Origin of the sequence: Seongchinamella sediminis (assembly GCF_003457605.1) — a bacterium.
In the GTDB taxonomy this organism is placed as follows: Bacteria; Pseudomonadota; Gammaproteobacteria; order Pseudomonadales; family Halieaceae; genus Halioglobus; species Halioglobus sediminis.
This window is the reverse complement of record NZ_QRAN01000001.1, coordinates 282,088-295,003: the sequence shown is the minus strand read 5'-3', so window position 1 is coordinate 295,003 and position 12,916 is coordinate 282,088. Positions and strand designations below refer to the sequence as shown.

The window sequence follows — 12,916 nt, the reverse complement described above, 5'->3', positions numbered from 1 at the left end:
ACTGTGCCCCGATTGATACTGCTGGCGGCTATCGCCTTCGCCCTTTTCATCCTTTTCAAGCGCGCCCAGGCGGCGCCGCCACACAAACGCCGCGGGGAATACATCAAACTCGGGCTGGCGGTTGCCGTGGTCACCGTGGTGATACTCGCCCTGGCCGGCAAGATGCACTGGATTGGCGTTGCGCTCACCGGCCTGCTGGTGCTGCTACGGCAGCTCGGGCCCAGCCTGCTGCGTTTTTTCCCCGCGCTGGCCTCCCGGCTGGGGCAGGCCGCCGCCAGCAGCGGCCAGCAATCCACGGTGGCCACCGACATTCTGTCCATGCAGCTGGACCACGACAGCGGTGAACTGGGCGGCGAGGTGCTGAAGGGGCAGTTTAGCGGCTGGCGCCTGAGGGACATGGACCGCGCCCAGCTGCAGAGCCTGCTGGCCTACTGCCACAGCGAAGACGCCGATTCCGCCCAGCTATTGCAAAGCTACCTGGAACAACGTTTTCCGGGGGCAACGGATTTCGGCGCCGCGCAAGCGCCCCCGGACTCGGGCAATGCCATGAGCCGGGCAGAAGCGTTGGCGGTGCTGGGCCTGGAAGACAATGCCGGCGAGGAGGAAATTGTCGCCGCTCACCGCAAACTGATGCAGAAATTGCACCCTGATCGCGGTGGCAATGACTACCTGGCCGCCAAGATCAACCAGGCCAAGGACCTGCTGTTGGGCTGAGCACCGGCGCTCTGGCAACCCGCCCGGGTAGCGCTTAAACTTGCCGCCATCCCTACTGCAAGGACCAAGAAGCAATGACCGATGTTTACGTGATTCGCAACCAGCACGGCCACTACTGGGGCAAGCGCAAGCTGTGGCAGAGCGGCGAGGATGCCAGGACCGTCCTGCGCAGCAAGCACGAGGACGAGGCAATCAATATCCTGTTCGAACTGTCGGCAAAGGATATCGAGCTGCGCGGAGAGGTTGTTGCGGCGCCCTTGTCCGAGCGCGGCGAACCGCTAATCGAGCCCAGCCAGGTGCCCCTCCCCTCTCTCGAGGAACCCGCCATGGCGGCGGAACCCGGCGCCGGAGAAGCGGTCGAAACGAGCGGCTCAACGACACAGGAGACAAATTGAGACCATGCGCATACTGCTGTTTCTGGCCACCAACATGGCGGTGCTGGTCCTGGTCAGCACGGTGTTCAACCTGCTCGGGCTGGAAGGTATTCTCGCTGCCAACGGCGTCGACCTGAACCTGCAGGGCCTGCTGATATTCTGCGCCCTGTTCGGCTTTGGCGGTTCATTGATCTCGCTGTTCCTGTCCAAGTGGATGGCCAAGCGGGGCACCGGCGCCTATATCATCGAGAGCCCCCGCAACCGCGAGGAGCAGTGGCTGCTGGACACCGTACGGGAACTGGCCGACGAGGCCGGTATCGGCATGCCGGAAGTGGGTATATTCCCCTCCCAGGCAGCCAATGCCTTTGCCACCGGCTGGAATCGGAATGCAGCCCTGGTCGCGGTGAGCACCGGCCTGCTGCAGCGTTTCCACCCGCAGGAAACCCGCGCGGTCATGGCCCACGAAATCGGTCACGTGGCCAACGGCGACATGGTCACCCTGACCCTCATCCAGGGGGTCGTCAACACCTTCGTCATGTTCCTGGCACGGATCATCGGCCACACGGTCGACCGGGTGGTATTCAAAACCGAACGCGGCTATGGCCTGGGCTACTACGCGGTCACCATCGTCGCCGAACTGGTGCTTGGCTTCCTCGCCAGCATGATCGTGTTCTGGTTCTCGCGCTGGCGTGAGTATCGCGCCGACGCCGCCGGTGGCCGGCTGGCGGGCAAGCAGTACATGATCGCCGCACTCCAGCGGCTCCGGGAGGAGCAGGGCCTGCCCCAGGATTTACCCGGGGAACTGACCGCCTTCGGCATCAGCGAACAGCTGAAGCAGGGCATTGGCGGCCTGCTGCGCTCACACCCGCCGCTGGAAGAGCGTATCCGGGCCCTGCAGGCCGCCTGATCAGGCCAGCGGCTTGAGCAGGTATTCGCTCATCGGGATAACATCGATGCGGTCGAAATCGATAAAGCGGGCCACGCTCTCCATCATGGTCTGGGCGTTACGGGCCAGGCCCTCATCGTCATCCTCGGCAACGCCGTAGAAGGCGTGATTACAGGTGATGGCGGCCTCCGGGAAATTCTCTTCAATCATGGCGTTGAGCGGGGGCGCCGCGTAGCTGAGCCCGCGCACGATAACGTTCTGCCGGTAGCCAAAGGTGGACTGCGTGTCGATCGCCACCTGGGTATGGCTGTCCTGCCAGATGGACAGCCATTCGCTCTCCGACAGTCGCGGCGGGCGCTGCAGGAACACCACCTGGCACATGCCGGGCACGCGGTCGTCATTACCCGGCTGCTGGCTGCGATTGAGTAGGGGCTCGGCCTCCGTCACCAGGTAACAGTGATGGCGCGATACCGGGTCAACCAGGCTGGCCTCTATGTCACCGCGCTGGCCCGCGGCCGCATCCAGCCACACCGACAGCACCGCGTCCGGTAGCGGTCGGGTGGCGGCCATGCGGCGCTGGGCACCGGCGGCAACGGCGGAATCGGACACAGCAAGCCGCAGCCCGCGAATCGCCGGGTTTGGCGCCAGTTGGCGCAGACTGGCCAGCAGCTGGTCCCGAAAACCGTCACTGTCCGCCGCCTCTGCCTTCCACAGGGGGTAAATCAGCTTTTCCACAATTGTGCACCCTTGAAAAAATCCAGTGAGCCACCAGTAAAGCAAAACGGCATCCGCACCACAATGCGCCGCCTCGCCAGAAGCCGGCGCCGGTAGTATTCTTGTACCGCAGCCAAGCTCGTGGAGAGAACAGTGACCACAACAAGCAAAACCCCGGCCGTGATCAACTGGACCGGCTACCTGGCCATCACCCTGCTGGTCGCTATTCCGCTGGCGGTGCTGACCGTGCGCTCAGGGGCCTGGCAGCAGGGACTGCTGCTGTACGCGGTCGCCTGCGCCGGATCGGCGCTGGCCCTGCTGCTCGCCCTGCTGCTCATGGCGCTGCCCCGCTATGCGCTCTGGCGCAAAGACACCCGGATGCGGGCCCTGTTTGCGATTCCGGGCACCCTGCTGCTCTTGTCGCTGCTTGCGGGGCGCGGGGACTATCCGCCCATTCACAACATCTCTACCGACCTGCAAAACCCGCCGCAGTTCGTCACCGCCGGAAAAGTGCGCGGTAACGCCAGCAACAGCCTGGCCCTGCAGGAAGAGGTCATCGAGATGCAGGCGCGGGCTTACCCGGACCTGCAAACCCTGGTCATCAACGATTCCATAGAGACCGCGTTTGAACGGGCACTGGCCACCGCCGACGAACTCGGCTGGGAGGTCTATCACCAGGACCTGAACAGCGGTGTGATCGAGGCCGTGGACACTACCGCGATCATGGGCTTCAAGGACGATGTGGTTATCCGCCTGAACACCAACGCCGACGGCACCCTGGTGGACCTGCGCTCGGTGTCCCGGGTGGGCATCAGCGACCTGGGGGCCAATGCGGCACGCATCAGGGCTTTCTTCCAGGCCTTTAAGGAACGGGGCTGAACCGTGCGAAAACTGCGACTACTGATCGGCGCCCTGCTCATTCCCGCGCTGGCGGCAACTGCCGCCGAGCCCGACTACCTGAGCTTCGCCACCGAGGATGAACAAAATTCCACCGAGATATTCAGCCGGGCCAGTCCGTCGGTGGTCTACGTGACTAACACCGCGCTCAGGCGCAACCTGTTCTCGCGCAATGTGCAGGAGATTCCCCGCGGTTCGGGCACGGGTTTTGTCTGGGCTGAAAGCGGGCTGGTGGTGACCAATTTTCATGTTATCGCCGGCGCCCACCGGCTGCTCGTCACCCTGGGCGACCAACGGGAATTCGAGGCCCAGGTGGTGGGCGTGGCCCCGGAGAAGGACCTGGCCGTATTGCGTATAGAGGATCCGCCGGAGGACCTGCAGGCGCTGCCCCTGGGAGACTCCTCGGAGCTGTCGGTGGGTCGCAAGGTGCTTGCCATCGGCAATCCCTTCGGCCTGGACACCACCCTGACCACCGGCGTGGTGAGCGCCCTGGGGCGGGAAATCCGCGCCCCCAGCGGGCGCACCATCCGCGGGGTTATCCAGACCGATGCCGCTATCAACCCCGGTAATTCCGGCGGCCCGCTGCTCAATTCCCTGGGGCAACTGGTCGGCGTCAACACCGCGATATTCAGCCCCAGCGGTGCCAGTGCCGGCATCGGCTTCGCCATACCGGTAAACACGGTGAAGGATGTGGTGCCCCAGTTGATCGCCTACGGCAAGGTGCTGCACCCGATTATCGGGGTTGAACTGGCCAGCGACCGCTGGATCCGCCGCTTTGGCATCGAGGGTGTGCCCATCGTCCACGTCTATCCCGGGCTGCCGGCCGCGGAAGCGGGTATGGAGGGCGCCCGCCAGGTGGGCCGACGCGAAATCAAGCTCGGCGATGTCATTACCCGTATCAACGGCAAGACGATTCGTTCCAGCGATGATTACCTGACCGCGCTGGAAAAATTCGAACCGGGCGACACGGTCACTATCGACACCCGACGCGGCGAGCGGGAACTCAGTTTCAAGGTGGAGCTGATCGAATCCCAGTAGTCAGGACAGGGTACCGCCGTCGATGCGGATGTCCTCGCCGGTGATGTGGGCACCGTCATCTGAAATCAGCATGGCAATCACCCCGGCAACGACTTCCGCGCCCTGCGGCCCGGTGAGCGACGAGATGCGCCCCATCAGGCTGTAGTCCATGGTCGCGGGAAAGTCGACGTCACGGGTCATGTCGGTCTTGATATCCCCCGGGCAAACACAATTGGCCCGCACACCGCGCTTGGCGTACTCCACGGCAAGACTGCGGGTCATCGCCAGCACCCCGCCCTTGCTCGCCGAATAGGCCACGCCGCAGGGAAGACCGGCAAGGGCTGCGGTGGATGCCGCGTTGACGATACTGCCGCGGGTCGCGAGCAAGTGCGGGAGCGCGGCCTGGCACACCAGCAGCGTGCCGGTGAGGTTGACGTCAAGCACCTGCTGCCAGCGGTCCAGGGACAGCTGCCCGGTATCGTCAAACCTGAGTATGCCCGCCATGTTCACCAGCGCGTGCAGGCCGTCGAACCTGGCGACACAGTCATCCACTGCCGCCTGGACATCGGCGGCCCTGCTGATGTCGCAGCGCCGTGCGGCCGCCTGCCCGCCCGCCGCGGCAACGTCAGCGGCGGTCGCCCCGGCTGCCGACTCGTCTATATCGACACAGTAAACACGCGCACCTTCCGCGGCCGCGCGTAGTGCGCTGGCGCGGCCAATACCGCTGCCCGCGCCCGTTACCAGAACCACCCTGTCCGCCAGTCGCTGCACGACTCACTCTCCCCGGTCAAAACCCTGAATATGCCCAGCCGCCAGGCCAGCGTCAAACCCGCCGGTATGCAGCGCTATACCCCACTGGGGTGAACACAATCCGGGGCGGACCCTGTCCCATATTGTCATTCGGGCTGACTTATTAAGCCATTGCCATAGCAGAGGGCAGCGCTAATCTGACAGTGCGTCAATAGAAGCGATTTCCAGGGCCGTAACTACCCGGGGCCGCTTCGCGCTAAACTGAAGACGGAGACCTCATGAACGCCCCCGCCAGGAGAAATATTGTGAACGACCTTGAGCAGTTTCGCCGCGATGTTCGCCAGTGGCTGGAGGACAACTGCCCCCAGTCCCAGCGGCAACCGATGACCGCCGGCGAGCAGTACTACGGCGGCCGCAATAGCACATTTCCCAGTGCCGACGCCAAGCTTTGGTTTGAGCGCATGCGCGACAAGGGCTGGATTTGCCCGGAGTGGCCCACCGAGTACGGTGGCGGCGGGCTGGACCCGCAACAGGCAAAAATCATCAGCGAAGAGATGAAAGCCCTGGGGGCGCGCACGCCCCTGTACGGCATCGGCATCTGGATGCTGGGACCGGCGCTGCTTGAATTCGGCAACGAGGCCCAGAAGCAACAGCATATACCCGCCATTATCAATGGCGAGATACGCTGGGCCCAGGGCTACTCGGAGCCGGGCGCCGGATCCGACCTGGCCAGCCTGCAGTGCAAGGCCGAGGACAAGGGCGACCATTTCCTGGTCAACGGCAGCAAAATATGGACCACGGCGGCCGACAAGTGTGACTGGATATTCTGCCTGGTGCGCACCGACGCGGAGGCCAAAAACCAGGAAGGCATCAGCTTCCTGCTGATAGACATGGCCGACCCGGGCGTCAGCACCACCCCCATCGAGCTGATTAGCGGCGAATCCGAGTTTTGCCAGACGTTTTTCGACAACGTGAAAGTGCCCAGGGAAAACCTGGTGGGCGAACTCAACAAAGGCTGGGGAGTAGCCAAGGCGCTGCTGGTGCACGAGCGCAAGCTGATGGCGGAAATGGGCAGCGACACACCGCGCGAGTCGGTCCAGCCCAACGCGGCCGCCCGCGAGTACCTGCCCTTTGAAAACGGCAGAATTGCCGATGCGGAACTGCGCTCGCAACTGGTGGACTACGACATGGAAATGCACGCCATCGGCCTGACCCACTTCCGCACCTTCGAGGAAAAGATCGCCGGCGTGCGCAGCGCGGCACCGCTGGTGATGAAATACGTCGGCACCGAGGCGGAAAAAACCAAGAGCGAACTGCTGCTGGCAATCATGGGCAGCCAGGGCCTGGGCTGGGAGGGCGAGGGCTTCTCCGCCTCGGAACTGGATACTCTGCGCACCTGGGCCATGTCCAAGGCGCTGACCATTGCCGGCGGCAGCTCGGAAATACAGCTGAACGTCATCGCCAAAAACGTACTGCAACTGCCCCGGTCCTAGGGCCAGCTCAGTTAGTGTGAACGGGCCCCGGGCCCCAGGAGAGAACAATGGCACTGGTACTCAACGAAGAACAACGCTTGCTGCAGGACAGCGCCCGGGAGTTCCTGACGAACAACGCCCCGGTAGCGTCCCTGCGCACGCTGCGGGACACCCGCGATGCGCTGGGATACGACCCTGAACTGTGGAAACAAATGACCGAGCTGGGCTGGGCCAGCATTATTTTGCCCGAGGCCTACGGTGGCCTGGAATTCGGTTTTAGCGGACTGGGCGTGGTGATGGAGGAATCCGGGCGCACCCTCACCGCCTCGCCGCTGTTCGCGTCTGCGGTGGTGGGCGCCTCGGCCATTCTGCTGGCCGGCAACGAAGCCCAGAAAAATGCCCTGCTGCCGGCAATTGCCGTCGGCGAGCTGACCCTGGCGCTGGCGCTGGAGGAGAGCCACCATCATCGCCCCTGCCAGATAGCGACCACAGTCAGCGCCGAAGGCGACGGCTTTGTTATCTCCGGCGCAAAAACCTTTGTCCTCGACGGACACAGCGCCGACAAGCTGCTGGTGGTCGCCCGCAGCAGCGGCGCAGAGGATGACAGCGAGGGCCTCAGCCTGCTGCTGGTGGATCGCGACGCCGCGGGCGTCAGCGTACAGCGCACGCTGATGGCCGACAGCCGCAACGCCGCCAACATCCGCTTCGACCAGGTGAAAGTGGACGGCTCCGCCCTGCTGGGGGAACTGGACAAGGGCTGGCAGGTACTGGAACCGGTGCTCGACCGCGGGCGCGTGGCCCTCGCAGCCGAGCTGATGGGCTTATCGCTGGAAGTCTTTGACCGCACCGTCGAATACCTCAAGGAGCGTGAGCAGTTTGGGGTCAGGATCGGCAGTTTCCAGGCCCTGCAGCATCGCGCGGCGCATATACAGTCGCGGCTCGAGCTGTGCCGCTCGGTCGTGCTGCAGGCCCTGTCCGCGGTCGACGAGGCACCGGAGCAACTACCCCTGCTGGCCAGCCTGGCCAAGGCGATGCTCAACCAGCTGGCACAGCTGGTTACCAATGAAGCGGTGCAAATGCATGGCGGCATTGGTGTTACCGATGAACTGGACATCGGTTTCTTTCTCAAACGCGCCCGGGTTGTCATGCAGGTCTTCGGTGACACCGGGTTTCACAAGAATCGCTATGCCACACTCTGTGGCTACTGACAGGGACGCAGCATGGAAAACGCGGACAAAATTGCGGTCGTAAACAAGTACGTGGAAGCCTTCGACAACAAGGACATCAGCCTGATCCGGGACATGTACGCCGCGGACGCCGTGGTCGAGGATCCGGTGGGCAGCGAGCCGTACGTGGGTATCGACGCCATCATCAGCTTCTATGAGGGCGCCTTCGCGACCGGGGCCAGGCTGACTCTCACCGGTGACGTGCGCTGCGCCGGCAATACGGTCGCATTCCCCTTCAAGGTCATCATCGGCGACCTGACCATCGCCCCGATCGATGTGTTCGAATTCAACGACGCCGGCAAGGTAGTGAAAATGAAAGCCTACTGGGGCTGAGCCAGCCCGGCCCCCGGCTCAGGACGCGCCGGCAGCGGGCTGGTCGCGCTGCAGCCGGGATTCCAGCTGCTTGATCTGCTCATGGAAATGCCAGGGGGCCAGCAGTGGCTCCAGTTCCGTGGCGGGAACCGGCTTGCTGAACATATAGCCCTGAATCACCGAGGCGCCCTCCCCGGTCATAAAAGCGTACTGCTGATCGGTTTCCACCCCCTCCGCCACCAGCTTCAGCCCCAGCCCCCTTGCCATGGCGATAATCGCTCGTACCAGGCTGGCATCCTCGACACTGTTACCGGCACCGATCACAAAGCTGCGGTCTATTTTCAATTCGTCCAGCGGGAAGCGGCTGAGGTAGCTCAGCGAGGAATAACCGGTACCGAAGTCATCGATTGACAGGCTGACTCCCAGCTCGCGCAATTCCGCCAGGGCCTTGATCGATGCGGAGGTATCACCCATGACCACGCCCTCAGTCAATTCCAGTTCCAGCACGCTGGGATCGACCCGGGCTTGGTCAAGCATGGCGCGCACGCGGCGGGTAAAGCTGGGCGTGAACTGCAGGGCAGACACGTTGACCGCCACCTTCGGCAGGTGAATACCCCGGTCCTCGAACGACCTCACCTGGCGCAGGGCCTCGCGAATAACCCAGTCGCCCATCTCTCCGATCAGGCCCATTTCCTCCGCCAGCGGGATAAAGCGGAATGGCGGCACCAGCCCGTGTTCCGGGTGCTGCCAACGCAGCAGAGCCTCGACCCCTACCACCTTGCCGCTGTTGGTATCCACCTGCGGCTGGTAGAACAACACCAGCTCATTGTTGTCCATCGCCTTGCGCAGGTCGTTTTCCAGGGCCAGCCGGTCCAGACCCTCGTCTTCCATGCTGGCATCGTAAAGGAGATGGGTGCTTTTCCCGGTGGACTTGGCCTGGTACATCGCGGTATCGGCGCAGCGCAACAGCCCCTCGACATCGGTGGCGTGATCCGGTGCCAGGGCAATACCGATGCTCGGAGTGACCACCAGCTCGTGACCGTTGATCAGCATGGGCCTGGCAAGTGAGCTGATCAGGCGCTCGGCCACGATAGCAGCCGACTCCGGCTTGTCCAGCTGGTTCAACACCACGGTGAATTCATCGCCGCCAAGGCGCGACACATCGATCTTTGCCGACGAGTCCACATAGTGGGCGACCACATCGCTGTCGCGGACGCAGCTGCTCAGTCGCTGGCCCACCTCGCGCAGCAACAGGTCGCCGGCGCTATGGCCCAGGGAATCGTTGATGCGTTTGAAATTATCGAGGTCAAGAAATAACAGGGCCAGGGTCTGGCTGTTACGCTGGGACAGTCGCAGCAGCAATGAAAGCTGCTCGGTGAACAAGCGGCGGTTGGGCAGCGAGGTCAGGGAATCGTAGTAAGCCATCTGCCGCAAGCGGTTCTTGGTGCGGGTCACCTGCTCCACTGCCTTGTTGAGTTCGGCGTTACGGCGACTGAGCTGGGAGGTTCGCTCCTCCACCTTCATGCTCAGCAACTGGTGGTCCACGTCCATTTCCCGCTTGTAATTGCTGATCCCGGTAACCACCCCGTTGAGAATGTTGGCAATCTCCTCAACCTCACCGCCGCCACTGACCTTCAGCGGTTCCTGCATCTGCCCGGATGCGATGCCGTCTGCCAGCCGCGCCAGCCGGGAGATCGGCGCGGTAATGCGCCGCGTCAGGGACAGGCTGAATACGAGGCAAAGCAGGGCAAAAGCGATACAGGCGAACACCACCAGCGAAATCCCCGGGAGCACTGCCAGCAGCAGATCGCGCTGGTTCACCGCCAGCTGCAGGTAACCCATGACGTGGCGCACCTTGTCCTCCCGCGGCTGGGCGGCGGCCGCGAGGAACTCCTGCTGGCTGACCCTGGCGGCCAGTGGATTTACCGGGGAGATGATCGGCAGCGTCAACTGGAAATGGCGATCGCCGCCCAGCAGGGCGCTGAGCAAACCATCCCCCACCGCCCGGCCCTGGCCATCGAGACTGGCCAGCCCCCTGTCAGCGTCGGCTAAACCACCGCGCAATGCCGCCAGTTTCGGCGCCACGGCGGCGCCCGGCGGCAGCTGCAGTACCGCCTCGCCGCCATTGTCGCGGACGATACCGTAGGCGACTGCAGCCGGTTCAAGCAACCGGTACAGGCTGGTTTCCAGGGCCTCCCGGTTGTTGAAATAAAAGTGAAAGGCCACGTCCGGGCGATGGGTCGCCTCTTCCTGCAACTGGGTCAGCAGTCGGTCCCGCTCCAGGCGGTACTCGCGAACACTGGCGAAACCGCTGACCAGCAGGGTCATGCTCAGCAGTATGCCAATTACCAATGCATTGATTCTTCCGGCGATAGTCACGGTGGTGTTGCTTCACTCCGGTCATCGTTGTCAGGGGGTTCCGCTACAGTATGTGACAAGCCAAACAAAAGCCCAAGCCTGTTTATCTCCACTTTTTGCCTATTTTCAGTGGAGCGCACAACGACCGCTGTGATTGAATTCCCGGATAGACAAAACCGGGACCGGACAGGCACATGTCGGAATTCCAGATGACCCATGTAGCGCTGGTGGGGGCGCGAATCGAGGCGTTTACTGCACTGGGGTTTCGCAGCCGCAGCGACCTGAGCATGCGTCGCGCTTTGCCGCCCGCTGCCGCAGTCGAGTTCCAGCACATGGATCAGAGGGAACTGAAGACCCTGCTGGCCAGCCAGCTGCCCCTGTGGGTACACAACTGCATCACCGATCCGGGATTTCCGGCCCGGGACCGGCTGCTGATGCACCTGCGGCGCTTTGAAGGCGAATTGCGGGACAACCGCGAAAATGAAGTCATTGCCGCGGTCCTCAGCGCCGGCTTTCGCAACCGGCAGCTGGACCCGCTGGCCTTGCCCCAGAGCATGCCCCTCAGACAGCGCTGCAGCATGTTGATGCACATCGAAACCTGGCAACTGGCCTATCGGTCACTGGAAACCGCGATGGTGGCGATCCTGGCGTCAGAGGCGGAACAACTGGACGCCTGGCTGGCGACGGCAGAACCCCACATAGAGCACACCGTCGCCATATAGGACGGGCCCCCGATCAGGCGTCGGCCGGACGCCGTTCCGCGGCAGATGACCCGGTTACCATGCGCACGGTGCGCTGGCAGGTCTCCAGCCAGGGCTGGACCGTCTCCGTCTTCAGTGCCCGCACATAGCCACCCTCACTCTTGCAGGAGATGCTGGTCTTGTTAGGTGTCCAGTCGCCTTCCTTGGGACGCGGCTTGCGGGTGCTGTAGTACCACAGACCGCGCCGGTCCTGCATGATGTAATTGGCGTCTTCCGGCAGGTAGACCTTCTTACCGTCAATGACGGCAAACACTTCCAGTTCACTGTCGGGCTGTTGTTCCAGTACCGCTGTAGGTGTGATCGTCAACATGGCTGACTCCCTGAATTTTGTTATCCAATCCCTCGAAAGCGGGCGCCCCCTGGCGCAAGGCCCCTTTTGCCCACTGCACGCAGTTCCTGTCCGCGTGTTGGACAAGTTATAAGGGGTGGCGGGAGTTGCAGCAACGTGAATTTGGCCAAAATTTTAGCTAATTACACAATATTGGTATTTATTGGCCAGATTTTTATGTTTTGGCCTGGGTTTTTGGCAATAAACCGCAATCAATTGCCAAATTTTTGATGTCAGCCGCGGATAAGACGAATATCGGGAGGGGAATCCTTACCCGGTTTAAGCTGTTCCAGCTTCCCGGGCACCCCCCGGGAGAGCAGGTCCGGCGCCTGCTCAACGGAACTCATCAGCATGTGCAGCGACAGGGACGCCCGGGCATCCTTACTGGCGATCATGGGGTCAAAACCGGGCAACTCATCCTCGGGAATAAAACCCAGCATGACTGCATTGGTGAGATAGTCGCGAATAATCTGCCGGTTGACCTGATCCTGCAGGTAAACCTGGTAGCCCTCATCGCCGAACACCCGCAACAGCACATCCCGGTCGCTGTCAGCGAGGCCCGCTGAGGTGAATGGCGGATTATCGCCGAATGCGCTCTCTATCCGCTCTACCAGTGTGTCCAGTCTCAATGCATCTTCTCCGTTAGGTCGCCACCCGGGCGCTGGTATCGGGCTGCGAGAACAGTCCCTGCAGGGCAGGCAGGTCGGGCACCTGGCAGACCTGTCCACCCACTTCAAAAGCCGCCAGGTAGTACTCTTCAACGGCGGGAAGGTCGACACAGTCAGCGGCATCGATATTCCGCACCGACAGGCCGGTGCCGCGCAGGGCCACCCCCCAGTAGTCGGGGCCATTACCCCGCACGCCCAGGATAACGGCGACCAGGCCGCTGCTATTGCCGCTCTCGCGCCAGGGCGTGCCGCTGTCAGCGCCCGGATCCATCACCGGGATATCCACGCCGCGCCAGTTCACCTCCACCGGCGCCAGGTCTGCATCGGCCGGCAGCGTGAGAATCTCCGCCAGGCAGTTCTGCGGCACTGCCCACTGCCGGCCGGGCCCGCAGGGCAGAAGTACGCACATACGCTCCACTTGATCGCTCACCCTTGCCCC

15 protein-coding genes are annotated in these 12,916 nt (G+C 62.9%); 9 read left to right on the top strand and 6 right to left on the bottom strand.

The features are described 5' to 3' along the window. Positions 1-3: 3 nt before the first annotated feature. The 3 genes from DWB85_RS01205 to htpX all read left to right on the top strand — a co-directional run bounded on the left by DWB85_RS01205 (position 4) and on the right by htpX (position 1,995). Positions 4-714: a J domain-containing protein gene (locus tag DWB85_RS01205; protein ID WP_117952357.1), complete on the top strand. Its 711-nt coding sequence runs from the start codon at positions 4-6 to the stop codon at positions 712-714. Between the two features lie 74 nt (positions 715-788). Then, the gene (locus DWB85_RS01200; protein WP_205422635.1) at positions 789-1,109 is read left to right on the top strand and encodes a hypothetical protein; all 321 of its coding nucleotides are present in this window, start codon (positions 789-791) and stop codon (positions 1,107-1,109) included. Between the two features lie 4 nt (positions 1,110-1,113). After that, positions 1,114-1,995: a protease HtpX gene (htpX, locus tag DWB85_RS01195; RefSeq protein WP_117952356.1), complete on the top strand. Its 882-nt coding sequence runs from the start codon at positions 1,114-1,116 to the stop codon at positions 1,993-1,995. Here htpX and DWB85_RS01190 read toward each other — a convergent pair whose 3' ends face one another. Next, entirely contained in the window at positions 1,996-2,709 is a 714-nt protein-coding gene (locus DWB85_RS01190) for a hypothetical protein (protein WP_117952355.1), read from the bottom strand. 132 nt (positions 2,710-2,841) lie between these two features. On the opposite strand from DWB85_RS01190, the gene DWB85_RS01185 reads away from it, so the two are divergent. Together DWB85_RS01185 and DWB85_RS01180 are read left to right on the top strand one after the other, a co-directional pair. Continuing rightward, a complete protein-coding gene (locus DWB85_RS01185; protein WP_117952354.1) occupies positions 2,842-3,567 on the top strand; it encodes a DUF1499 domain-containing protein in 726 nt (241 codons plus the stop codon). 12 nt (positions 3,568-3,579) lie between these two features. Then, positions 3,580-4,623 (top strand): S1C family serine protease, encoded by a 1,044-nt coding sequence (locus tag DWB85_RS01180; RefSeq protein WP_239017192.1) that lies wholly within the window; start codon positions 3,580-3,582, stop codon positions 4,621-4,623. On the opposite strand, the gene DWB85_RS01175 is transcribed toward DWB85_RS01180, so the two are convergent. After that, positions 4,624-5,373, bottom strand: a complete 750-nt coding sequence (locus tag DWB85_RS01175) for an SDR family NAD(P)-dependent oxidoreductase (RefSeq protein ID WP_117952352.1) — start codon at positions 5,371-5,373, stop codon at positions 4,624-4,626. A 284-nt stretch (positions 5,374-5,657) separates the two neighbouring features. Between DWB85_RS01175 and DWB85_RS01170 the strand changes: the two genes are divergently transcribed. From DWB85_RS01170 to DWB85_RS01160, 3 genes are read left to right on the top strand one after another with little or no spacing between them, the layout of a single operon-like run. Then, positions 5,658-6,845 (top strand): acyl-CoA dehydrogenase family protein, encoded by a 1,188-nt coding sequence (locus tag DWB85_RS01170; RefSeq protein WP_239017186.1) that lies wholly within the window; start codon positions 5,658-5,660, stop codon positions 6,843-6,845. 47 nt (positions 6,846-6,892) lie between these two features. Continuing rightward, positions 6,893-8,032 (top strand): acyl-CoA dehydrogenase family protein, encoded by a 1,140-nt coding sequence (locus DWB85_RS01165; protein ID WP_117952350.1) that lies wholly within the window; start codon positions 6,893-6,895, stop codon positions 8,030-8,032. A gap of 12 nt (positions 8,033-8,044) precedes the next feature. Then, complete coding sequence (locus DWB85_RS01160) at positions 8,045-8,383, top strand: nuclear transport factor 2 family protein (protein ID WP_117952349.1); 339 nt, start codon at positions 8,045-8,047, stop codon at positions 8,381-8,383. A gap of 18 nt (positions 8,384-8,401) precedes the next feature. On the opposite strand, the gene DWB85_RS01155 is transcribed toward DWB85_RS01160, so the two are convergent. Further along, positions 8,402-10,741, bottom strand: a complete 2,340-nt coding sequence (locus DWB85_RS01155; protein WP_133300537.1) for a putative bifunctional diguanylate cyclase/phosphodiesterase — start codon at positions 10,739-10,741, stop codon at positions 8,402-8,404. A 173-nt stretch (positions 10,742-10,914) separates the two neighbouring features. On the opposite strand from DWB85_RS01155, the gene DWB85_RS01150 reads away from it, so the two are divergent. Beyond that, positions 10,915-11,442 (top strand): hypothetical protein, encoded by a 528-nt coding sequence (locus DWB85_RS01150; protein ID WP_117952347.1) that lies wholly within the window; start codon positions 10,915-10,917, stop codon positions 11,440-11,442. Between the two features lie 13 nt (positions 11,443-11,455). Here DWB85_RS01150 and DWB85_RS01145 read toward each other — a convergent pair whose 3' ends face one another. The 3 genes from DWB85_RS01145 to DWB85_RS01135 form a co-directional block, all read right to left on the bottom strand. Beyond that, a complete protein-coding gene (locus DWB85_RS01145) occupies positions 11,456-11,791 on the bottom strand; it encodes a hypothetical protein (protein WP_117952346.1) in 336 nt (111 codons plus the stop codon). Positions 11,792-12,042: 251 nt separating this feature from the next. Further along, entirely contained in the window at positions 12,043-12,438 is a 396-nt protein-coding gene (locus DWB85_RS01140) for a hypothetical protein (protein WP_117952345.1), read from the bottom strand. Positions 12,439-12,451: 13 nt separating this feature from the next. Further along, the gene (locus DWB85_RS01135) at positions 12,452-12,907 is read right to left on the bottom strand and encodes a hypothetical protein (protein WP_133300536.1); all 456 of its coding nucleotides are present in this window, start codon (positions 12,905-12,907) and stop codon (positions 12,452-12,454) included. Positions 12,908-12,916: the final 9 nt, after the last annotated feature.